The sequence below is a fragment of the Acinetobacter sp. neg1 genome, from assembly GCF_000788125.1.
GTDB classification, from domain to species: domain Bacteria; phylum Pseudomonadota; class Gammaproteobacteria; order Pseudomonadales; family Moraxellaceae; genus Acinetobacter; species Acinetobacter vivianii.
On the sequence record NZ_JSZD01000012.1, the window covers coordinates 180,062 to 203,399 of the forward strand.

The 23,338-nt window shown below is 36.7% G+C and carries 16 protein-coding genes; 12 read left to right on the plus strand and 4 right to left on the minus strand.

Annotation, left to right across the window (positions count from 1 at the left end):
- Positions 1 to 69: 69 nt before the first annotated feature.
- The 8 genes from PJ15_RS09305 to PJ15_RS09345 all read left to right on the plus strand — a co-directional run bounded on the left by PJ15_RS09305 (position 70) and on the right by PJ15_RS09345 (position 9,949).
- Positions 70 to 1,152 carry a DUF475 domain-containing protein gene (locus tag PJ15_RS09305; RefSeq protein ID WP_047430113.1) on the plus strand — a complete coding sequence of 361 codons (1,083 nt, stop codon included), beginning with the start codon at positions 70 to 72 and terminating at the stop codon, positions 1,150 to 1,152.
- Positions 1,153 to 1,310: 158 nt separating this feature from the next.
- Positions 1,311 to 2,672, plus strand: a complete 1,362-nt coding sequence (locus PJ15_RS09310) for an MFS transporter (protein ID WP_005260109.1) — start codon at positions 1,311 to 1,313, stop codon at positions 2,670 to 2,672.
- A 51-nt stretch (positions 2,673 to 2,723) separates the two neighbouring features.
- Positions 2,724 to 3,299 (plus strand): single-stranded DNA-binding protein, encoded by a 576-nt coding sequence (gene ssb / locus PJ15_RS09315; protein ID WP_004776192.1) that lies wholly within the window; start codon positions 2,724 to 2,726, stop codon positions 3,297 to 3,299.
- Between the two features lie 155 nt (positions 3,300 to 3,454).
- Complete coding sequence (locus PJ15_RS09320; protein ID WP_047430117.1) at positions 3,455 to 4,681, plus strand: site-specific integrase; 1,227 nt, start codon at positions 3,455 to 3,457, stop codon at positions 4,679 to 4,681.
- A complete protein-coding gene (locus PJ15_RS09325; RefSeq protein WP_047430227.1) occupies positions 4,674 to 6,230 on the plus strand; it encodes a site-specific integrase in 1,557 nt (518 codons plus the stop codon). The genes PJ15_RS09320 and PJ15_RS09325 overlap by 8 nt, the downstream gene beginning before the upstream one ends.
- Positions 6,223 to 8,346 (plus strand): integrase, encoded by a 2,124-nt coding sequence (locus tag PJ15_RS09330; protein ID WP_047430120.1) that lies wholly within the window; start codon positions 6,223 to 6,225, stop codon positions 8,344 to 8,346. The genes PJ15_RS09325 and PJ15_RS09330 overlap by 8 nt, the downstream gene beginning before the upstream one ends.
- A 1-nt stretch (position 8,347) precedes the next feature.
- On the plus strand, positions 8,348 to 8,764 hold the full coding sequence (locus PJ15_RS09335) for a hypothetical protein (RefSeq protein WP_047430123.1): 417 nt from the start codon (positions 8,348 to 8,350) through the stop codon (positions 8,762 to 8,764).
- Between the two features lie 576 nt (positions 8,765 to 9,340).
- On the plus strand, positions 9,341 to 9,949 hold the full coding sequence (locus tag PJ15_RS09345) for a hypothetical protein (protein WP_047430129.1): 609 nt from the start codon (positions 9,341 to 9,343) through the stop codon (positions 9,947 to 9,949).
- A gap of 417 nt (positions 9,950 to 10,366) precedes the next feature.
- Here PJ15_RS09345 and PJ15_RS09350 read toward each other — a convergent pair whose 3' ends face one another.
- Genes PJ15_RS09350 through PJ15_RS09365 form a run of 4 tightly spaced genes read right to left on the minus strand, consistent with a single transcriptional unit; the run spans position 10,367 to position 16,782 of the window.
- Positions 10,367 to 11,572 carry a GIY-YIG nuclease family protein gene (locus PJ15_RS09350; protein WP_047430132.1) on the minus strand — a complete coding sequence of 402 codons (1,206 nt, stop codon included), beginning with the start codon at positions 11,570 to 11,572 and terminating at the stop codon, positions 10,367 to 10,369.
- A 14-nt stretch (positions 11,573 to 11,586) separates the two neighbouring features.
- On the minus strand, positions 11,587 to 11,859 hold the full coding sequence (locus tag PJ15_RS09355) for a hypothetical protein (RefSeq protein ID WP_047430135.1): 273 nt from the start codon (positions 11,857 to 11,859) through the stop codon (positions 11,587 to 11,589).
- 16 nt (positions 11,860 to 11,875) lie between these two features.
- The gene (locus tag PJ15_RS09360; RefSeq protein WP_047430138.1) at positions 11,876 to 14,020 is read right to left on the minus strand and encodes a DEAD/DEAH box helicase; all 2,145 of its coding nucleotides are present in this window, start codon (positions 14,018 to 14,020) and stop codon (positions 11,876 to 11,878) included.
- 2 nt (positions 14,021 to 14,022) lie between these two features.
- A complete protein-coding gene (locus PJ15_RS09365) occupies positions 14,023 to 16,782 on the minus strand; it encodes a class I SAM-dependent DNA methyltransferase (protein WP_047430141.1) in 2,760 nt (919 codons plus the stop codon).
- 177 nt (positions 16,783 to 16,959) lie between these two features.
- Between PJ15_RS09365 and PJ15_RS09370 the strand changes: the two genes are divergently transcribed.
- The 4 genes from PJ15_RS09370 to PJ15_RS09385 all read left to right on the plus strand — a co-directional run bounded on the left by PJ15_RS09370 (position 16,960) and on the right by PJ15_RS09385 (position 23,290).
- Positions 16,960 to 17,253 (plus strand): hypothetical protein, encoded by a 294-nt coding sequence (locus PJ15_RS09370; RefSeq protein WP_047430144.1) that lies wholly within the window; start codon positions 16,960 to 16,962, stop codon positions 17,251 to 17,253.
- Positions 17,254 to 17,255: 2 nt separating this feature from the next.
- Positions 17,256 to 20,309: a class I SAM-dependent DNA methyltransferase gene (locus PJ15_RS09375; protein WP_047430147.1), complete on the plus strand. Its 3,054-nt coding sequence runs from the start codon at positions 17,256 to 17,258 to the stop codon at positions 20,307 to 20,309.
- Positions 20,309 to 21,022 carry a hypothetical protein gene (locus PJ15_RS09380; protein ID WP_047430150.1) on the plus strand — a complete coding sequence of 238 codons (714 nt, stop codon included), beginning with the start codon at positions 20,309 to 20,311 and terminating at the stop codon, positions 21,020 to 21,022. The genes PJ15_RS09375 and PJ15_RS09380 overlap by 1 nt, the downstream gene beginning before the upstream one ends.
- A gap of 831 nt (positions 21,023 to 21,853) precedes the next feature.
- Positions 21,854 to 23,290, plus strand: coding sequence for an amino acid permease (locus tag PJ15_RS09385; protein WP_047430153.1), 1,437 nt, complete (start codon positions 21,854 to 21,856; stop codon positions 23,288 to 23,290).
- Positions 23,291 to 23,338: the final 48 nt, after the last annotated feature.

A 23,338-nucleotide genomic window follows, 5' to 3' on the forward strand; every position in this document is an offset into this window, starting at 1 on the left:
TATTTCCACTCAAACTCGCCTACAATAGACACATTTTTATAACCCGACTATTTGAATAAAAGGCTGCTCATGAAGCATTTTCGTTTCTCAATTTTCTTTACGGTCGTGTGTCTTGCACTATCGGCCTACTGGGGCTATACGCACGGGCCTGAAGCAGGCGTAGCCACCATGCTCAAAGCCTTGACGATTACTGCGATTCTGGCGGTAATGGAGGTCTCTTTATCGTTTGATAATGCGGTTGTAAATGCCTCGGTTCTACGTGGCTGGGATCATTTCTGGAAGATGATTTTCTTAACCGTTGGTATCTTGGTTGCCGTATTTGGTATGCGTTTGATTTTCCCTGTAGTGATCGTTGCCGTGACGGCAGATATGGGCATGATCGAAGTTGCAAAATTGGCCTTAAATGATCCAAAAACCTATTCAGAACGTTTAATGGAGCATCATGCTGAAATTGCAGCCTTTGGTGGAACGTTCTTATTGCTGGTATTCCTGAACTTCTTCTTTGATGATGGCAAAGAAACCCATTGGTTTAAATGGTTAGAAGCAAAACTGGCGCATTTGGCTAGCGTGCCTGCAATGTCGGTTTTCCTTGCCTTGATCGCGATGATTATTATGGCTGCAAACGTAGAAGAATCATCTCGTTTGGCCGTGACTATGGCGGGTATCTGGGGCATCGTGGTGTATATCGGTGTACAAGTTTTGAGTCATTTACTCGGTGGCGAACCTGAAATTGATGAAAATGGCAATGCTGTGACTCATGACTCAAATGGCGCAGCGACAGGTGTAGTGAAAGCGGGTTTTGGTGGTTTCCTTTACCTCGAAGTACTTGATGCATCATTCAGTTTTGATGGTGTGATTGGTGCCTTCGCGATTACCAGCGATGTCGTGATCATCATGCTAGGCCTTGCGATTGGTGCGATCTTTGTCCGTTCGATGACGATTTATCTGGTAGAGAAAGGCACATTGGATGCTTATATCTTCCTTGAACATGGCGCGCATTATGCGATTGGTGCTTTGGCATTTATCATGATCGCTAGCGGTACTGGCTTGCACGTACCTGAAATCGTGACCGGCTTGATCGGTGTGGCCTTTATTGTCTGGGCGGTGATTGCCTCGATCCAGTACAGCAAGCGGGAACATCAGGCCTCTTAAGCTTGTTTTCAGCTTGAACAGCTATGTTAAGTAAAGGAGCGAATGTCGCTCCTTTATTTTTTCCCTAAAGAAAGATTGTGATTTTCATGATCTAACTTACAACCTTTGCAAGCGAATGGCTTATAATTCGCTGAGCCAGTTATAGTGTCTTATCAACAATGAATGCTTTAGAACGCCGTTCAACCTTTGCCTTAAGTAGCATTTTTGCCTTACGCATGTTGGGCTTGTTCATGATTATTCCTGTCTTTTCAGTGGCAGGACAATCCTATCAATATGCGACGCCAGCCTTAATTGGTCTTGCGGTCGGGGTATATGGCTTAACACAGGCAATTTTACAGATTCCATTTAGCTTACTGGCAGACCGTTTTAGTCGTAAGCCTCTGGTGGTGCTTGGACTGTTGCTGTTTGCAATCGGTGGGGCAATTGCAGGTTTATCGGACACCATTTATGGCGTGATTATTGGTCGTGCCATTGCAGGTGCAGGTGCAGTTTCAGCGGTGGTGATGGCATTACTGGCAGATGTCACACGAGAAGAACAACGTACCAAAGCCATGGCTGCTATGGGCATGAGTATTGGAATGTCTTTTGTGGTGGCTTTCAGTTTGGGACCGTGGCTCACCAGTCTGGTAGGTATTTCTGGTCTATTCTTTGTGACCACGATTATGGGCTTGGCAGCGATTGCAATGCTATTGCTTGTACCTAAAGTCACGCGACATCATCGAAACTACCAGCAGGGCTATCTGAATCAGCTGAAGCAAGTCATCCAGATGGGCGAGCTGAATCGTCTGCATGTCTCTGTTTTTGCACTGCATTTATTGCTGACTGCGATGTTTATTTATGTGCCTTCACAGCTCATTGAATATGCAGGAATTCCATTGGCAAAGCATGGTTTAGTCTATTTGCCGCTCTTGGTTATCAGCCTATTCTTTGCCTTTCCAAGCATCATCATCGCGGAAAAATATCGCAAGATGCGTGGCATTTTCCTTACCGCAATTGCAGGGATTATCGGCGGCTTACTGATTCTGATTTTTGGCTATGAATCAAAATACGTGTTACTGGCTGGATTAGGCCTATTCTTTATTGCATTTAACGTGATGGAAGCGTTATTGCCATCATGGTTGTCTAAGGCCGCGCCGATCCAGTCAAAAGCGACTGCGATGGGGGTGAATGCCAGTAGCCAGTTCCTCGGCGCTTTCTTTGGTGGTACCTTGGGCGGGCAACTTTTGATGATGCAGAATACTGCGCTCGGGTGGAGTGTGTTGACTGGGATTGCTATAATATGGCTGCTGATTAGTTTTGGATTGGCACAGCCAAGATATCTATCCTCAATTGTATTGCCTTTACCTCAGACGGTACAAACTGACGAATGGACTTCAAAACTTTTGGCAATTCGTGGTATTGAAGAAGTCGTGGTGATGCCTGAACAACAAGTTGCTTATATTAAAGTCGATAAACAGTGCATAGATGATGCTGGGCGACAAGATTTAACGCACTTGATTGGCAAAGAGGTAGCCATTTGATCATAACTCTTATAAAGTGAAACATATAAATATATAGGATGAAGACAGCTAATGCGTGGTGTGAATAAAGTTATTTTAGTAGGTACTTTAGGACGAGATCCAGAAACAAAAACCTTCCCGAACGGAGGTTCTCTCACTCAATTCTCGATTGCAACGAGTGAGTCGTGGATGGACAAAAGTACGGGTGAACGTAAAGAGCAAACGGAATGGCATCGTATCGTGTTGCATAACCGTTTAGGGGAAATTGCTCAACAATATCTACGTAAAGGCTCAAAAGTTTATATCGAAGGTTCATTGCGTACACGTCAATGGACAGACCAGAATGGTCAGGAACGTTATAGCACTGAAATCCGTGGCGACCAGATGCAAATGCTTGATACGCGTCAGCAAGGTGAGCAAAGCGGTGGCGATTTTAATCAACCACGCTTTAACAACAATAATAATCAAGGCGGCGGCTACCAAAACACGGGTTATAACAATAATAACAATCAGAATGGCGGCTTTAACGGCGGCAACCAAGGCAATTATGCGGGTAGCCCTCAAGCAGGTAATGGTTTTAATACACCAAAAGCAGCACCTCAACCGGCTGCAGCACCTGCGGACTTAGATGACGACTTACCGTTCTAGTACACCCTAGAGACTATGTTTTGTAAAGTTTATTAAATTATTCTTTATTAGCAGTTAGTTACAAATAAAATTTACAGATACCAGAAATGGTTCTGTAAATTTTTTTACTTATATCTTATGATATTTAATACTTAGATATTTTGTTAAATTTAACTATGATGTCTGTTAAAAGATTTGTAATGAGTAGTGGAGAGAGATTTGCTGTTCTTTTGAATAGTGATGGTGTTCCTATGACTTATCCAAATTTATACACGATCATTCATTTAAGAAATCGTGGTCAATCAATCAATACAATTTCTGCTTTTTTGGAAGATATTAAGTTGCTCTTTCAGTTGTTGGATAAGTTAGGAATTGACTTGGAACAAAGGATAAAAAGTAAAGATTTTTTAAAACTAAACGAAATAGAAGCTATAGTAAATTTAACCAATTTCAGTCGCAGTCGATTAGGTGGAGCAGATTCAAAAACAAAGATCATAAGTTTTCCAAAAAGTAAAAATAAAGAGCGATCTAGAGCAAAATTGGTTGTTACTCAGGACTATGTATCTAAACAATTAATATATAGGCGGTTAACTAATTTTGCTGAATATATTGGATGGTTTGAGACGCATCTTCATTCATCAGCAATAACAAGTACAAAACGTTTGTTAAAATCTCGTAGACCTCGTAAGTCCATGGATATTCAGTCTGAATACAAATCTTTTGATAGTGATCAATTAAATGAAATTTTCAAGACGATTGATCCTGATAATCAGAATCGTAGCTGGACATCAGATTATCTTACTTATAGAAATGAGCTAATTATCTATTTGTTTTTATATCTTGGATGTCGTAAAGGTGAATTATTAAATTTAAAGATCACAGATATAACCCTTTCTCAAGGTGGTACATCGTATCTTACTATTAAGCGTAATCCTCATGATGTAAGTGATTCTAGGTTATATCAACCTTTGGTTAAAACTAGAAGTCGATCAATTGCAGTCAATCAAAATCTGAAGAAAAAATTAGAAACTTATATTTTAAATTATAGGTCAACAGTACCTAATGCAGAGCTAACAGACTTTTTGATTTTATCAAATAAAGGCCAGCCTTTATCAATCAATGCTTTAGATAAAATATTTTATGAAATTTCTAAAGTTGTTCTATTCAATGTACATGCTCATGCATTTAGACATACTTGGAATGATAAATTTTCTGAGAAGTCACAAATCCTAGTGGAAACAGGCAAAACCACAGAATCACAAGTTGAAAATGATCGTGCATATCTGATGGGGTGGATACCTAACTCACAAAGCGCAAGAAGATATTCAAGGCGTGCAGAGAATAAGCGTGCCGTAGAGTTTGGTTTAATTATCCAGGAAAAATTTGAGGATGAAAATGAATAAATCAATCCAAATCGATAGTTTCGATGAATTACAAAATACCTTTACCTCATTTAAAGGTTATAAAGTTGATATTTATGATGATATATGGGTGTTAGATATTAACCAGCAAGTAAATATGTCGAATCTCTCGAAATTTTCGGAGGAAGTTAGGTCTGATGTTTTAAATACCTTTATACACTTTGCTAAATATAGCTCAAGCACACATGCTACAGAAATGATCCGCTATGCACTTAAGTATCCCGATCTGACGGGAGAGTCAGAAATTACTTTAAAAGGAATTTTAGAATATAAAAACTATTATAATGATAAAAAATACGAATATAAGTTAGCAAAATTTAGAGTTTTTTTAAAAAAACTCTATGATTTGGGTTATTCCTCAGTAGATGGTGAAATTTACGATTTAATAGATTCATGGAGATTAAGTGGCAATGACAAAGGAGTAGCAGTCCTTTCCCTTGATCCAGATGAAGGCCCATTTAGCCCCTTTGAATTTCAAGCAATTATCACTAGAACCAACGAATATTTAGCAGAAAATAAGATTTCATATTACGAGGCTGCTTTAATTCGTATTTTCTGTGCGACTGGTAGAAGACCAATCCAAATTGCAGGATTAAAGATAAAAGACTTATACGTATCGGATAAGTATAATTTTAATGATAAAAATGAAGTTCATATACTTAACATTCCGAGAGCTAAAGTTAGAGGTGCTAGTGGATTCCGATTTGCTTTTAGTGAAGTTGGAATTCGTGAAAGTATCGCTCAAATTTTATTTGAGCATATTCGGATTCTGGAACAAACATTGAGTAATGCAATTAATCGAGAATTATTAAAACAGGAAGTTGATGAACTACCATTATTTTATGATCTTGAAAAATTAACAGAGTTAGATTGGGGCGATGAAAAGGAAATTTTGAAGATTTTACCGAATGAAATTATTCATTTGCCTACGGTTCAACTAACTCAAAAATTAAAAGATGCGGTAAGAAAGCTTGGTGTTCGTTCAAGGGAAACAGGTAAGCCAATATTTGTTAATGCTTATAGGTTTCGCTATACGCTTGGAACAAATGCTGCTAGGCAAAAAGCAGGCGTGAATGTTATTGCAAAGCTGTTAGATCATCATGATACCCAGAATGCACACTGCTATGTAGAAAGTGTTCCTGAAATTGCTCAACAAATTTCATCTATCATGGATGAAAGTTTACGCAAATATGCAGATGCTTTTCAGGGGAAAGTTGTAAAGGATGAGATGGAGGCCCAATCAAAAATTAAAGATGCTAATCGAATTTCTTGTGTAGAACAGGATTGTGACGTTGGCTCATGTGGTACGCATCAATACTGTAACGATTATGCGCCAATCGCATGTTATCTGTGTAGCAAGTTTATGCCTTGGGCAAATGCACCGCATCATCTGGTTCTAGAGCAATTAATTAAAGAACGGGATGATCTAATTACGATGGGGTGTAGCCTTGAGGTCGCTGCTGTGAATGACCGAACAATTATTGCCGTTCAGCAAGTAATTGATGCTTGTGAGGAGTTCAATCATGGATGATTTAATATATTTCCCATCTGACAAAATTCAATCTCCTTATTCCGAAATTAAGCGGTTTATTGATTTTGTTAAACAGTTATCAGAATTAAATGAAGATATTAGATTTGATGAGAATTATTGGAAAGGTGAAGTCAACTTTGTCAAAACGGGTATTTCATCCAAAGATAGATTATCTGAAAATCTTTTGCATCATTCAATTCTAGAATTTGCCAAAGCGTATGTTAAGTATCAGAAAATTAAGGGTAAGTTAAAAACCCAAGATACAATTCTTTCAATTCGGGCAATAGAACAAATATGCTTAGACCGATATGGTGAAGTTGATTTAACTAAATTGGCTATTGCCGATTTTGACTTGGCTGCTGAAAATGCAAAAGTAAATTATAAAGCGAGTTCTGCTTACCATGTAGGTAGACAATTAAAGATTCTATTGGATTTTCTTCGCCAATTAAAAATAGTTGTTTTACCAGAATGGAAAAATCCAATTAAAAAGCCTTCTGAAAAATCAATTGTGTTAGATGCAGAGTCAGAGGAACATCGAGCTTCTAAACTTCCTGATGAGGATGCTATTTTTGCATTAGCTGATATTTTCTCACGGAAAGATTCAGAATTGTCTGATAGAGATATTTTTGTCACCAGTGCTGTGAGTTTGCTTCTAGCTGCGCCAGAACGAGCATCAGAGCTATTTTTCTTAAAGCATAATTGTATCCATGAGGAAGAAGTCCAAACGCTTTCTAAGAGCAGTTTAGGGCTTACAGCAGATGGTTCTAATATTGAGACAGTATTAGGTATTAGGTGGTATGCACAGAAAAATTATGGGCATGACATTAAATACATTCCAAGTGTCATGATCCCAACGGTAAAACGGGCTATTGAACGTTTGATTAAGATGTCAGAAAAGCCTAGACATTTAGCATATTTGCTTGAAACAAGTGATAAATTTCCAAGACATGAGCTTTGTCCTGATGTGCGGGATCATCAATTATTAAAACGTAGTGAAGTATTGATGGCAATGGGCTTTGATGCGTCACTATTGGATGCTCGTCAAGCAAATAACAGTGGAAGACAATTTTTAATAACTCGTGATATTCCTATTAGTGATTACGAAGTCAGTCTGAATGATTTAAATATTATTCTGCGAAGGAGGCTACCCCAAGGCTTTCCTTATGTACCTTTTAAAACTGGTAATGGAGTTAAGGTTAAGTGGTCAGAAGCTTTATTTTGTAGTTTCGCAAACCAATTTCATAGTGATAAATTAACCATTTTTTCAGAATTATGGATGCCACATATTGATACTTTAAATGAGGATTTATCTCCCACGAAAAAAAAGAAGAAAGGACGTGATGAGTTAGTAAATGTTCAATCCATTTTCCAACGGTGGGGATATGGTGACTACAGTGTGTCTACCCATCAATTTAGGCATCTTCTCAATACGATAGCAAATACCAATGGAATGGATAGCATGTTACTCGCTAAATGGTCAGGGCGGGCTGATATGAAGCAAAATCGAGTATATGACCATACTTCGGTTGAAGATCGTAATTATGGCTTAATTGAGATGCAGAAAAATGAGGTTGGTACAGTAAATACTGATAGTACATTTACATTCCAAATAGCTACACCTCGAACTCTGCAAGAGCTAAATACCAAAACAACATTGTCCATGCATACTACCGAGTTTGGACTTTGTACACATTCTTATATTGATGAACCCTGCCTAAAGTATAGAAACTGTCTTAATTGTACAGAGCATGTCTGTATTAAGGGGGATGATGAAAAGAAAAAACGGCTTCAAGATCGACTTAGAAAAGAAAAAATCTTATGGGCAAAGGATAAGGAGGCTGTTAGTAAAAATGTTACTGGTTCAACGGTCTGGTTGCACACTAGAGAGCTTACAATTAAACGTTGTGAACAGATGATTGCTCTACTGGATGATCCAAACATTCCCGATGGAACACCTTTGAGTTTGCCCCCTTCTGAAGATGTTACACATCTCGATTTAGCGTATCAAAAAGCAGGTCTTAAACGTATCCCCGTTATTGAGAATACTCAACGGAAAAAGATAGAGGACGAACCACATTTGCTCAGTCCTGCATTGCAAATGGATTTATGGATTTGATATGGCACAGCATTTAACCGATAAAGACATCGAGAATATTGTTGAGCTTCTTGATTATTGGCCTTTAGATCAGAAATTGACTTGGGAGCGGCTATGTCAGGCCATTGAGCTACAGCTCGAACTTGTGCCTGCACCAACTCGTCAAACTTTACAGAAATATGTGCGGGTAAAGAATGCCTATGATCAATGCAAAAAACCCAAAGCTACGCAGGTTAAAAATAATTCAACACAGAAATTGCCTGCTAGTTTAAAAATTGCTCAAACTAAAATTGAGGCTTTGGAAGCTAAGAATGCAAGATTGGAAAAAGAGAACGCTATGCTATTGGAACAGTTTGTAGTGTGGCAATACAACGCCCACAAGTATGGACTAAGTATTACTAAGTTAAATGAACCGATGAGCAAGAAAAGTTCGGATTAATTTTGACCCTAAATATGAAGAATAAGTGATTAATTCGATGATCAAGATACTTTCTAATTGAGCTAAGAATCAAAGTAATTGACTGAGCGGCTGCTTAAAACTATCATTCCTTTGCTGACCTAAATTGTCAGTCGGTTTTGACAGGCCGTGGCGTATAGCGTACCTGATTCATACTTTTTCAAGTGTGGGTTTATGTGCGAAACCCTCGTGTTCCCCCTTTGCGGTAGAACGGGAGGGGGACGCTTCGTGCGTGCTGGTTCTATATGCCCAGTCTGTCAACCCCCTCTTTGTTCTACCACCATCATTTGACAGTGATTTGGTAGAACCTTTATTCGCATATAGGAATTTATCATGTCTCATTCATTTTTTCTCATCTGTGCCTCGCCACATGCTCAGCCTCGTTATTTCAGACAATGGGGAATACAGAGCTAATTCTTAATTAGCTGTATTAAAAGCAACATTTTTAAATAGAACAATTCATAAGGTGGATGGCTAAGTCACGCCTATAAAAAATACCTATTTTTATGTCCTCCTTGTGATTGTGAGTTATTGCATTAAACATGTGTGGGAATAACTATGACTGAATTAACCAAACCAAAAATCATTCCAATCGAAAACTACCCAAAGAAATCCAAGCTATTTTTAAAGTGTGTAGTCTTACCGATTGTGATCTTTTTAATTGTTGCCAAGATTTTTTCTTTTGGCGCTTTTGCATATATCTTCTTTGGTTTTGATCTATTCTGGTTTGTGATCATCTACTACCTCTATCAATATGGAAATACTTTCTTTGATGGGATGACCGGGCAACTGAAACGTCAGGGTGAAACCTTTAATTATCAAAATCGTGGAGTCTGGATTAACAGTCAGGATAAAACCATCATCCTGTTTGATCAGCCTGATCAACGTTTAGTTAAATATCCTTTTGATTACATTACCTCTGTAGGTCATTACAACTTGGTTGAAGATCGCTTCAGAACCACCACTACCGTGATCAGTAACCCGATGATGGGAACACATGTTAATCAGCGTGAATATCGAACACCAATGAAGCGGGAGTTCCAAGTCAATATTGGAACAAGAGATCAATTTAAACCTAACTATAGCTTAAAAGTACTATTCCCTTGGCGCAGTCCTCAAATGGCAAGTGAAATCCGCCAGTTACTCTCTGCTGATCATTATCAATAGCAAAATTATGGATCAAGATGGATTAATACCTAATCTGATTCTAATGACAATCAACATAATCGTAATCTAGCTACATATCCTCCCATTTCTTAATAATCGTAGAAGTTGGAGGATAATTGATGATGATTAGAAATTGTATTAGTGAACCTCCTTAGTGTTGATGATGGGCATATGAGCTAAATAATGTGGTTGATGCCAAATAAACTTGTAAATATTCTAGAAAATATCTCTAAAAATTTATATCCCTAGCCCCTTGAAAAGAATATAGATATCTTCATTTAACTTACAAACAAATTTATATTAAATGAAAATAGTTATGGACATTATTGTTAGTAATGAGTAGTGAAAACTTGCATAATATAATTATTACTTTATATGATGAAGTTTACTCTATAAAGAAAATAATCTTAAAAAAAGCTATTCAGATGTGGAAATTAACTGAGCTTTTTCTGCATCGTAGTAAACAGTCTCAATAGAACCGTTTTTAATGTGATCAATAATGTCATTAATAATATTAAGAGAAACTAAGAACCATTCTTGAGGCTTAACAGGGTTTCCAAATCTATCTTCAATGACAATATCAAGCTGCGCTGATTGTAAGACTTTATGAATAAGCTTTTCTAATCTTTGGGGTACAATATTTTCATGAAGTGAATAAGTTGCGATAAGTTCAACATCAGCGAGCAAATAGGTTGGGTCTTTTCTAGCCTCTGTGATTCGCTTATTTACTTTACCAGTAGTTACTCCAATTTTATGTAGTACATGTCTATTTGCCTTGATAAACTCATTATCAGATAGGCTGCGTAACACATATATTGAGCCGCTTTTGACTTCAATATCAGTATCTTTTTCTGATAAATTACTTGAATTGAATAGAGGTCCTACATTTTTTGTAACTAATATCCGTCTCCCAGCTATATCATCATATAGAGCTTTTTTCAGAGAACGCATTAGCAAATTACTTTCTGTACCATTTGAGTATATCACTCTCATTCTAGCGTCATTTTGTCCATTCGGAGCTTTGAAATATTCTCCTATTTCAGCTACATATACAATTTGTCCATCTAAAATGAATAAATCATTTAATTGAATACTTGCATCTTTACCAAAAGGTTTTGTTAAACGGAGACCTTGTTCTAGGTCCTTTTCAACTTGTTTAAAAACTTCGTTAAATATAGGAAAGTCTAGGCAAACTTTTCGAGTCGCAATTAACTCACTTGCTTCGCGTTCTTTTTGTGGTCTAACATGTTGTAGTGTCAGAATATTATCTTCACTTTCAACTTCAATTCCTAATTCAGAGAGTAAGTCATCATCCTCTAATTTAGGCATATTAGATGGTTCGGAAGTAGAACTATTTAATAGATTATATTGATCAAATTCCTCTAAAAGAGATCTGGCTTCAGGCAATTTCCTAAGCTGATCAAGTCTGACAGCATAGAGACGTTCAAAAATATCAGCGTCATTTGAGTTCGATGGAACTCTTTCATTTTTTTCGTAGAATTGAATAATTTCCTCAAACCCAGAAATTAGGCGCTCTTCTTTGGCTGTATAGGTCACCTGTTTTACTGGTGCTAAATCTATACCTAATTCTGATAGCAAATCATCATCAGAAATATCAGCCATAAAATTTACCTTGTTTAACCTAATAGTTCGAATTTATCGAGATGGACTACAACAGAACTCATTGCAGAGTTCTGTTTAATTTTTTCAAGACGAGATGCACATAATTTTTCAAAGATATCTGCATCATCATTAAGGGATGGAACTCGGTGATGAGTTTCATAGAAAACATTAATTTCCTCAAACCCAGAAAATAGACGTTCTTCTAACGGAGTTAAAGTCTTAGTAGATTCTAACTCAAGTTCGATTTCTAGTTCATCTAGAATCTGTTCATCTGAAAGACGTTTCATCACTTATTGTCCACTATCAAATACCAGATTTTGCTTTTTCTTGTGCTTTGAATCTTGCAAAAGCTGCAACACCTTCTGCCATCCTTTTTTCCCAAGCATCTTGAGAGTTAATATCAGGCAAACGACCTCGCTCTTTTTTAAACTGTACAGCTCGAATTGCCAATTCTTTTGCTTCTTCAGGGCTTAGGTTGATACGCTTAGCTGAGATATGTGCTTGGACTTGTCTTAAGGTAGCTTCATCCATTGCTTTTGAAAGTACAGCATAAGCTGATTCAAATGGATTGATATGATCAATTAAGTCAATATCAAGATCTCTGACATTTATAAACCTCTTTACGCCTTGAATAAAGGCTAAATTTGATTCAGGTTTGTTATCAGGATCTGTAAATTGGGGAGTAGTTCCGCCAAGCGTTTCCTGTGCTTGTTTAAGTTCTTTCTTTGCTTGTTGAATTAAGTTGAAAGCTGCAATTGCCTGTTGACGAACTGCTTCTTGATCTTCAGCTTCTAGCTCCGGGTATTTTTCCTGAACAATTTTACCCAATGCTAATTGTGTTAGCTCTTCTGGAACAATATTTTCTTGGTCGAATAAGCCTCGTTCGATTGCTGATTTATTCTGTACAAAGGCTGTGATGATCTCATTCAAATCTTCCTTACAGATTCGATTAGCTTCTTCAGATTCAGGTTTTTTAAGGCCATTGATTTCAACATGGACTTGTCCAGTTTTATCATTAATACCTATATTATTTTTACCTTTCTGGTAACCATCTTCACCATAATCAAAGCCATCTAAAGCACCCTGATCTTTGGGCGTGAACTCAAAACGAGGGGCGAGTACTTGTTCCATCAATAGGCTTGCAGCAATCGCTTTTAGCATGTCATTGACTGCCTCAACCACAAGTTTTTCTGAGGCATCTGGTTCAGCAATTAAATTGGTAAATTTAGCACGATATTTACCTTCGGCATCACGTGTAGCACGACCAATAATTTGCACAATTTCCGTCAAACTACTGCGGTAACCAATAGTGAGAGCATGTTCACACCAAATCCAGTCAAATCCTTCTTTAGCCATACCTAAGGCAATAATGATATCAACATGGTCACGATTAAAACGCTGCGTAGGATTTTTGAGTGCTGTTAATACTTTGGAACGCTTAGCTGCATCACTATCATCTACAAGGTCTGCAACTTTTAGAGTACGTTTATTACCAAATTCGGTCGTGATCTCGATTAAATGAAATCCTGTCTCATCATCTACACCTTTCCACGTGCCTAGCTCATCCATGATATGTTCAACTTCAAGATGTTTACCAATTTTGGTACTTTCTTTGGAGTTGACGTTTGGGATATGGATAATGGTTTTTAGGCTAGGATCTAATACTTTCATTACAGCATCGGTATATTTTCCTGTATAGAAGAAATAACCAATATCGAGTGCTTTTAAATAGCTATAACCATTTAATTGTTCATAGTAAGTATAAGTAACAGTCTCAAATTTATTTTCATCAGTCGGAGAGAGTACAGCCTCTGAATCACCCCTAAAATATGAACCTGTCATTGCCACAATATGAGCTTTATCACGCTCAATAAACTGGCTTAATTGATTACCTAATTTATTATCAGGGTTGCTGCTTACATGGTGGAATTCATCAATTGCAATCAGCCGATTGTCAAAAATTTCAACCCCAAGTTCTTCTACTGCAAAACGAAATGTTGCATGTGTACAAACTAATGCTTTGTCATCACTCGCTAGGAATTCACCGACAGCCTTTACCTTTGATTTAGCAACTTTTTCATCATCGGCATTTGGAGCATTGCACAAGTTCCAGTGTGGTTGTACTTTCCAATCTGCCCAGAAACCGTACTTAGTCAGTTCTTCATCTGCGAAGCTACTTCCAATAGAACGTTCAGGAACAACAATTAAAGCTTGTTGAATACCTTGATAGGCTAACTTGTCTAGGGCAATGAACATCAATGCACGTGATTTACCTGAAGCAGGTGGAGACTTAATTAATAAGTATTGTTCCCCCCGGTTTTCAAAGGCACGTTCTTGCATAGGTCGCATGCCTAGCTCATTTGCTTTGTTTGATACCCCTGTGCAAGCAGTTTTGATAGAAACAGCAGGAACAGTCCGTTTATTTGTTGGATTTTCTGATGTTATCATGCTTATTTCTTTCCTACTTGTTTTGAAGTCATTTCGGTATACATTGAAAATAGTTTCTCAAGACGCTCTGTATCATTCTTAAATCGACGGCCAATATAAATACGTTCTAGAACCTCATCATTTTGTTCATGAGCAGCACGTAAGTTTTCGGGCATTTTTTCTGGATCATAAAGGTCTGCAATCGTTGCAGGGAAATGTGCTTCCCGTGCTAATAAAATATTTTCAGCACAACGAGTTAAATCTGCTTTATTTTTTTCAGTTAAAGATGGTAATACAAAGTTGTTCCATCCTAACGTATTAGAGAATCTTAAACGCGTTTCTAGCTTACCGCTTACTGCAGTTATCCAAGTTATACACATCCTAGAGGCTAACAGTGAAATTATCCATAATTCATTACAAGGCATACTAAATGCTAGATTAGAAATAGCAGTATTACTCGGTAACAAATCAAAGGGTAAATACTCTCTATTTTCGGAACTTGTGACAGGAACACATATTATAGGCGTAATTGGAAGTGGCTTAATTTCATCAAATCTATAAGCCCAATCAGCAGCCTTTACTGTAGATTTTTTTGTACTCTGTAATCTAAACTCTTTTACAGCTTCAATTCTGCGACTAATAGTTTCAATTTCCTTAGCCTCAGTTAATGTTTCCTCGGTAATCCACAAACAGTAACGTCCAACACCTCTGATTAGCTCTAAAGATCCAACAAATTTACGTATAAAAGTTACTCTTTGTTGCTCAGATAAGCCTAAGTTCTTTACTGCTTCCAAATCTAATAATAAAAAACCACCATCGGTAGGAGAATTACCTCTATCAAACTCTGGCAGTTTAGATATCTGATTCCTGCGATTTTCAATGAAATAATCTTTTCCATCAATAAGATAAGCATTTATATTTTCTACAACTCTTGATGTAATTTGATTATCCGAGCTTAGTTCAAAGATTTTTTTTACAGCACTTGTTTTAGGTGAAATTCCTATTAGAACAACTGATACTCCCGCATTATTACTTGCCAAGTTATTCCATTTAAAAGAATTATAAGCAAAAAATATTTCACAGTTACATTTAAAAATTAATGGCCATAATGCGAATACTTGCTGTCCTTGGGAAATAGAGTTGGTTGCTACAAATGCACTTTTAGCAAAAGTATTTCTTGAGTACAAAGCTGCTTTGAAAAACCAACCAGCAACGTAATCCAAAACTTTCCAATCTGATGTAACCCCACTAAATACTGCTTCTAAATCCTTTTTCTGTTCTTTCTGTTGTTTCTTACTTCCCAAATATGGTGGATTACCACAAATATAGGTTTCCCCACCTTCATTTTCAAAATCAATTTCAGTCTGCTCTAATGGAGCCTCAAACAAATCATCAGCAATAACTTTTACTGAGCTGCCTGCTGGAGGACAAACACTTAACCAATCTAAACGTAAAGCATTACCACAAATAATCCAGTTCTCTTTTGATAATGGCAACACAGTTTGCAAGGCTTCGATTTGACCACAGTACTGAACGTTGGATTGATATTCCGCAATTACAAGTGCTAATCGAGCAATTTCAGCAGGGAAACTATTAATTTCAATTCCTCGAAAATTAGTCAGAGGAATATCCGTAGCACGCCCTTTTTCATTCCTTAATTCATTGATTAGAGCTTCTATTTTACGAAGCTGTTTATAAGCAATTACAAGAAAATTTCCTGAGCCACATGCTGGATCAAATACACGAATACGTGCAATACGCTTACGCAAATTAAGAAGTTTTAAAGGACTTTCTTTAGCAACTTCTAATTGTTCATTTAAATCATCAAGGAATAAAGGATTTAAGACCTTTAGGATATTGGGCACACTGGTATAGTGCATTCCCAATGAACCACGCTCATCATCATTGGTAACAGCCTGGATCATTGAACCAAAAATATCAGGGTTGATTTCTTGCCAGTTTAACTTTCCTGCATGTAATAAATAAGTACGGGCAATCTTTGAAAATTTTGGTACTTCTGTACTACCAGAGAATAGACCACCATTCACATAAGGGAATTTTCTCGCCCAAACAGGAAGTTTTATATCATCACGTTGAGGATGATCCACATTCATTGCATGGAATAACGTACCAATGACTTCATGTGTATTGCTTGAATCACGTTCGGACATTTGTTCTATGGTCTGAGTAAAAATTCCACTTGGTTGGAAAATTTCAGTATCTTCTGCGAAGAAGCAAAAGATTAAACGTGCCATGAAATGGTTCATGTCTTGACGACGTTCTTCCGTCGCCCAATCTGGATTTTCTTTTAATAATTCGATGTAAAGTTTATTTAAACGCCCAGTTGCACGTACATCAATCGGATTGTCTTTAATTTCCCGAATAGTTGATATGCCTGCAAGTGGTAAGAAAAAACCAAAATGTTCTGCAAACTTAGAAAACTCAGAACTAATAGTTTCCCCAGACAGGAGATCTTCCGCTTGTAAGTTAAGACCATCAGTAGCCAGAATGAATTTGGCTTTAGCCTTCTCTGTTGCCTTACTTTCTCGTAGTGCACTCAAAGTCAAAGATACTGAGTCATGATCACATATAGCTATGTGAATATAATTTCTTTGTAGAACCCCGTTTTCAATGTCTGAAGAATTACTCTGACCAGCACGCAGCTTTTTTATTGTAGTTTCTTTATTGCCAAAAGCTCTCAAAAAGTCATAAGCAAACTCTTGAGCATCAAACGGCTTTTCTGCAAGTTCGGAGACGGCTGCTTCAATTTCAACGGCATTCATAGGCTTTAAGTTATATGTGATTCATCCTTGGGAATATTTTAGCAAATAAAAGAATATACATCCTCTTCTTAGGGCAATATTTGTCTGAGGCTGTGACCATATTTTATATTTCTTAATATATGGTGATTCTACATAAATTTATGTAGAATCACCATATAGATATGATATTATAAAACAATGACCTATACTGAATTTAATAGGCTTGTTCGGAAAGCAAATCTAACGTTGAAAGCTTTTGCTGAACTGCTAAAAATGAATCCAGCTTCTCTTAGTAACTATGCAAAAAAAGGAGAGGTGCCAATGCATCTAGCAATTATTGCAACACTTCTATCTGAAATGCATGAACAAGGTATTGATTATTCTTCTATTTTAGATAGAGTTGAAATTTCTACTAAAAAACCCCGTGGTTCAGCAAAAGTTGGGAAATTCGGAGGAGATAAACAAATTGATCTTGAGCTAGGGGATGATTGAGAATGGATGATTCTATGAAACACTCTCTTCTACAAGATCCTACTAAGTATGGTATATCAGAAAATATGCTCATTCAGTTTTCTGAGAAAGAGCCATTGTATGTGCATTTATCATATTTAGATTTGTTTACGAATGAGATTGATAAGCGGCCAGATGCCGTTGTTGAAATTAATGGTAGAGCTGCCTTATATTTAGTATCAGAAAATATATTTACAATTGATGAGTTAAGGCAATTAAAAGAAATCTTAGCCTCTCGTGCTGATGCACGCTTTTTAGGTGTCTTGAGAGCTGGTGTTATTGATATTTATCCTTTAGGAATTTTTTCTGAAAATGATGATCAGCCTATAGTTAAAAGAATTGATTTATCAGAGAGTAGTATCAATCTTCATGATTTTTTAATAGGTAATTTAACTGACAAACTTGATAAAAAAAATAATCAACGTAAAGTTGAACAGAGCTGGCTTGAAAATTATTTATTTCGTCTTTTACAAACGACTGCTCGTAATTTAAGAGAAAATATATGTGCAAATAAACTAACAGATAATCAAATTTTATCGTTAGTTGGTCGAGCATTATTTACACGATTTCTAATTGACAGAAAAATAATAGTAGATTCTGATGTTGGTAATATTTCTAATAAAACATCTAAATTAAATAACTTATTTAATAGCGTTAGCTCTATATCTGATACTTTCGCATGGTTGGATAAAACATTTAATGGTAACTTGTTGCCTTTAGGTAATTTTTATTATAATTCAGAGGATTATAAAGAATTTTTCTCACAGATTGGAGATGAGTCAGAACATATTTGTTTTGAGCTACAAGATATACTTTTAGCAACGATTAATAGACAAATGTCTTTAGATTGGGGGCGAATCCAATTTCAACACGTTCCTGCGGATATGTTAAGTCAAGTTTATGAGCACTTTGCTCATGCTTACCAAAATGAATTCGCTAGGAAAACGAGTATCCACTATACACCTAGTCACATCGCTAAAATATTAGTAGATTCAGCGTTTGATGGGTTAGAAATAGAAGACAAAAGCTCGGCTCAAATACTAGATCCTTCTGCTGGAGCAGGTGTTTTTTTAGTACTTGCGTTTAAACGTCTAGTATTAGAAAAATGGAAAATTACTGGGGAAAGACCCACACGTAATCAAATTAGAGGAATTTTAAACCGCCAGTTGGTTGGTTTAGATATCAATTCAGAATCACTCAAATTTGCTGCACTAAGTTTATATCTCACAGCCTTAGAGCTAGACCCTAATCCTACGCCTTTATCTGAGCTTAAGTTTGACTGTTTGAATACTAAAACGCTTATTAATGTCTCTTTTGGGGAAGATCTACAAGAAACTTTAGGTAGTCTTTCTGAAAGACTACCAGTAGAACTGAATGAGCGATTTGATATAGTGGTTGGTAACCCGCCTTGGACTAAGCAAAGAGGCCGAGGCGTTGGTGAGAAATTCAATGAATTAATTGAAAGAATAGCGATTTCAAGAGGCATTGATTCCAAAATTGCATCTCAATTCAATGTTGGATGTGATCCAGATATTCCTTTTATCTGGAGAGCAATTGAATGGTGTAAGCCAAATGGGATGATTGCTTATGCATTACATGCCCAACATACATTATTTAACTATGGAAATAGTTTTATATTGCGTTCAGCTTTATTTGACTGTATTGAGCTTACTGGTATTTTTAATGGCAGTGCATTACGACAAGAAAAAGCTATCTGGGAAAATAATGATGCACCTTTTTGTTTTTTAATAGCTAAAAATAGAAAACCTTCACCATTTAGTTCTTTTTACTATTTGAGTCCATATGTAGAAAAATCACTAAATGAGCAAGGTGGATTCCGAATGGATCCTCATATGGCTATACCTGTTGAACAATCTCAAGTTCAGGCTAATCCTCATCTATTGAAAACTTTATTTAGAGGATCTTGGTTGGATCATGAAATTATTGAGAAAATTCGTACAAACAGTGAAGTGATAACATTACAAGAGTTTTGTGATAAATGGAAACTTATCTGCGGCAGTGGTTTTCAGTTAGGTAGCCAAAAAGTGGATGCATCTCTTTTCAAGGGGAAGTATTTATTTGACTCTAAAGAAAAAAATAAACATCAATATATAATTAATACCAGTAGACTACATTATTTTTATCATGATCGAATATATGGGAACAGAAATCCACAATTATTTAAAGCCCCATTAGTTTTATTTCTTGAATCTCCTCCACCGTTTAGAAATCAACGAGGCGCACTGCTCTCGACAGAGGAAGTAATATATTCAGAATCTTATGTTGGGGTATCAACTGCTAAGCATTCATCACCAATATTACTGGCTAAATATTTGCAGCTAATTTCATATAGTAATTTATTTCTTTATTATTTTCTTATGACTAGTGCGAAATTTGGTGTGGAAAGAGATGCAATACTTACAAAAGAAATATTCACTTTTCCTTTAATAGACTTTGGTTCTTTTAATGAGGAACAGCTTACTCTCATAGAAAGTTTGAGTGAAAAATTAATCAATAGAGAAGAACCTTGGAATGAAATAGACCAATTTATGGCATCAATTTATGGCCTTAATAAGAATGAAATGCAAGTAATTGAAGATAGTCTAAAGATGTCTTTACCGTACGCAGAAAATAAAAAAGTTGCACAGAATAATCCTGAAAATGAAACTTTGGAATGTTTTCAGAATGAACTTTGTCGTGTGATTAATCCATTTACAAAGAGATTAAACTTGAAATTATGGACTTCAATTGAAGATAATCTTAATGGAAATCAATCTGGGTGGAAGTTTATTCGGATAGGATTTAGTGAACCTAAAGATATAAATAATAATTTAAGTCATAAATTTTTGTCAGAATTAGCTGATCAATTCTGGGTGTCACAAGTAAAAATACATATCGATGAAACTGGTTGCGAATTGCTTATAGGCCAATTAGCACAGAATCGATATTGGACAAAAACAAAAGCTCGATTACTAGCTTTAGATATTTTAAATACTGATTTGGATAGAGCATATAATTATTGTGAGGGTATTCAATAATGAGTATGTTCGCCAGTTTAGGTAAAAAACCAACAGAAAATAACTACCCATTTCCTGCATGGCCAGCTCATATTATTTTAGTGGTTGAGGATGCTCTAAGACTAGCTTCTAAATCAGCAGAGGGTTTGTTGGGAGGGAAAGCAAAATTATTAGCCGCAACGGAAGAGCAAATAACCGCATCAATTCAAAATACTCTTCATGAAATTTTAAGTGATGGAACAATTGTTGATGGTTTTACATCGGATATTTTTCAAAGTATATCTAGAAATGAATCTGTTGAAGACTATACTGGCGCATACTTGGATAAGCAACCTGATTTAACATTTAAATTAGTAGGTCAATGTAAGCCACATCAAGGGCTTTATTGTGAATGTAAAATCCTAGACAAAACTCATCCTGTTAGAAATTATTTATATGATGGCTTATCTCGATTTGTTACCGGTAAATACGCATGGGCTATGCAACATGCTCATATGATTGGCTATGTGAGAGATCAAAATCTATCTACTATAAATTTAACAACATATTTAGCTCAAAATAATAAAGCTGAAGGAAAAACACATAGTGATTGTTTACAAATACAAGGAGTACCTGTCATTAAACCAAATGATTTGGTTTACACCAGTCATGATAGAAGATTTAAGTTAATGAGATTATCAACTAATCCTAATGCTACTCCAATAAGTATTAGGCACTTGTGGTTGAACATATGAAATATTTTAATGTGTTTTCTAATCTCAACATCAGATTTTGTTATTTCAATATGAACTTATTCCTATTGAGTGAGTTTATATTTGCACTGGGTTTTTCTTTAGTTTTTTATCAAAACTTAAAAAACTAAAAGATGTTATAGGAGTCTTTGCCTATACTCATTTCGAATTTAAATTTTTCTTTAAACGCCACTTATAAAAAGTTTTTTTCCTCATTTAGAGTTGTTCAGAAATATTAGAGAAATTCAAACGGTTTAAAAAATACTTTAAGTGATATTCATACCTCTTTACAGATCAATTATCCGAAAATGTTAATTTTTTATCGAAAATTTAACAAAATATTTAACGTTTTATTATAAATAATTGTAATTTATTAGATTAATTTTTTATAATGGGTATATCCGTTCTAAGCCCAAATCAGATGCTTAAAAGCGAGGATAACTTCGGTTATACCTCGCTTTTTTATTGGATAATTGCCTGCACCAGACATTCTTATAACGATCTTCGTAGCATCCATCTTGAGATGATTTCAATCATTTGATTCTAAAAACCAAATTAAATAGCACGCTTAAACATCCGATTTGAAAATGTGCAATGTTGATTGTAAATCCTGCAATTGGCCCTTTCTTTTATTATAAAAATGGCTCTCGTTTCTTTGCTGTCGAACCGACAAATTAAGTGTATTGGACGTATGCATACGGAAGCGTCGGTTTAGTCATATAAATATCCATGAATGGATGATGAACAAAACGACTAAATTTTTTGAGGGTATTTTTTATTTCAGAATGCACTGTTCTGAGGTGGGGATATTCTCCTTAGATTAAGGAAAATAATATGGCAGCACATCCAGACTGTTCTGAGGCCAATCGGCCGCAAGGTTTACAAAGTGGATTGAAGTCGCGCCATCTAACTATGATCTCCATTGCAGGTGTGATTGGTGGTGCCTTATTCGTTGGTTCGGGTAACGTTATTTACTCCGCGGGCCCAGCTGTTATTCTGGCTTATGCCTTAGGCGGGCTGCTGGTTCTGTTCATTATGCGCATGCTTGGTGAAATGGCAGTGCTGAATCCTGATAGTGGTTCATTCTCGACTTATGCGGATCGTGCCATCGGACGTTGGGCAGGTTTCTCAATTGGCTGGCTGTACTGGTGTTTCTGGACATTGTTGATGGGATGGGAAGCCTATGTGGCAGGGAAGATTCTGCATAGCTGGTTTCCTTTTATTCCGATCTGGGGCTACATGTTACTGGTGATTGTGTCCTTGATCTGGGTCAATCTGAAAGACGTCAAAAGCTATGGGGAATTTGAATTCTGGTTTGCCCTGATCAAGGTTGTTGCGATTATTATCTTTTTGGTGATTGGCAGTTTAGCCATTTTACATCTATGGCCTTGGGGCGAGATTGCGCAGACGGCGAGTTCAGGAGGCTTATTTCAACAAGAGTTTATGCCCAATGGTATCGCGCCAGTCATTACCGCTTTATTGGGTGTGATGTTTGCCTATGTCGGCGCTGAAATCGTCACGGTGGCTGCTGCGGAAGCCAAAAGTCCTGAAAAAGAAATTCGCAAAGCGTCGAATTCTGTGGTCTGGCGTATTTTATTGTTCTATGTCGGATCAATGTTGATTACGGTCTGTTTGATCCCACATGACAACCCTTTATTAAAAGATCCGACGTGGGGAACCTATAGCGTTACCCTGACAGCACTTGGCATTCCTGAAGCACGTCATATTGTGAATTTCGTGGTGCTAACCTCTGTTTGTAGCTGCTTTAACTCGGCACTGTACACCTGTTCGCGTATGTTATTTTCATTGTCCAAACGTGGCGATGCGCCAAAATGTCTGGCGGTGACCAATCGTCAGGGCAGTCCGTGGATTGGAGTGTTATTTTCCAGTTTGTTTGCTGTTGTTGCCGTCTATTTGACTGCTACAGAAAGTATGAATGTTTATGATGTGCTGATGATGGCGACAGGTACGGTTGCTTTATATGTGTATTTGGCGATTGCTTGTTCCCAGTTGCGGATGCGTAAAAAATACGAACGTGAAGGCAAACATATCGACTTTAAAATGTGGTTTTTCCCGTGGATTACCTATGCGGTGATATTCATTATTATTGGATCACTGGTGGTGATGCTGATTGAAGGGACTTATTTTAAGGAAGTGACCTATACTTCAATGCTGGCCTTGGCGATTGTATTGGTGGGTGTACTGGTGCAGAAATTGAATAAGGGGAAAGTCGGGAAAAATGCCCTGATACAGGAAAAACAATCGATCTAAACATGCATGAAGCATAGTTTAAATCCATAGAGAATCTCGTGACTGAGA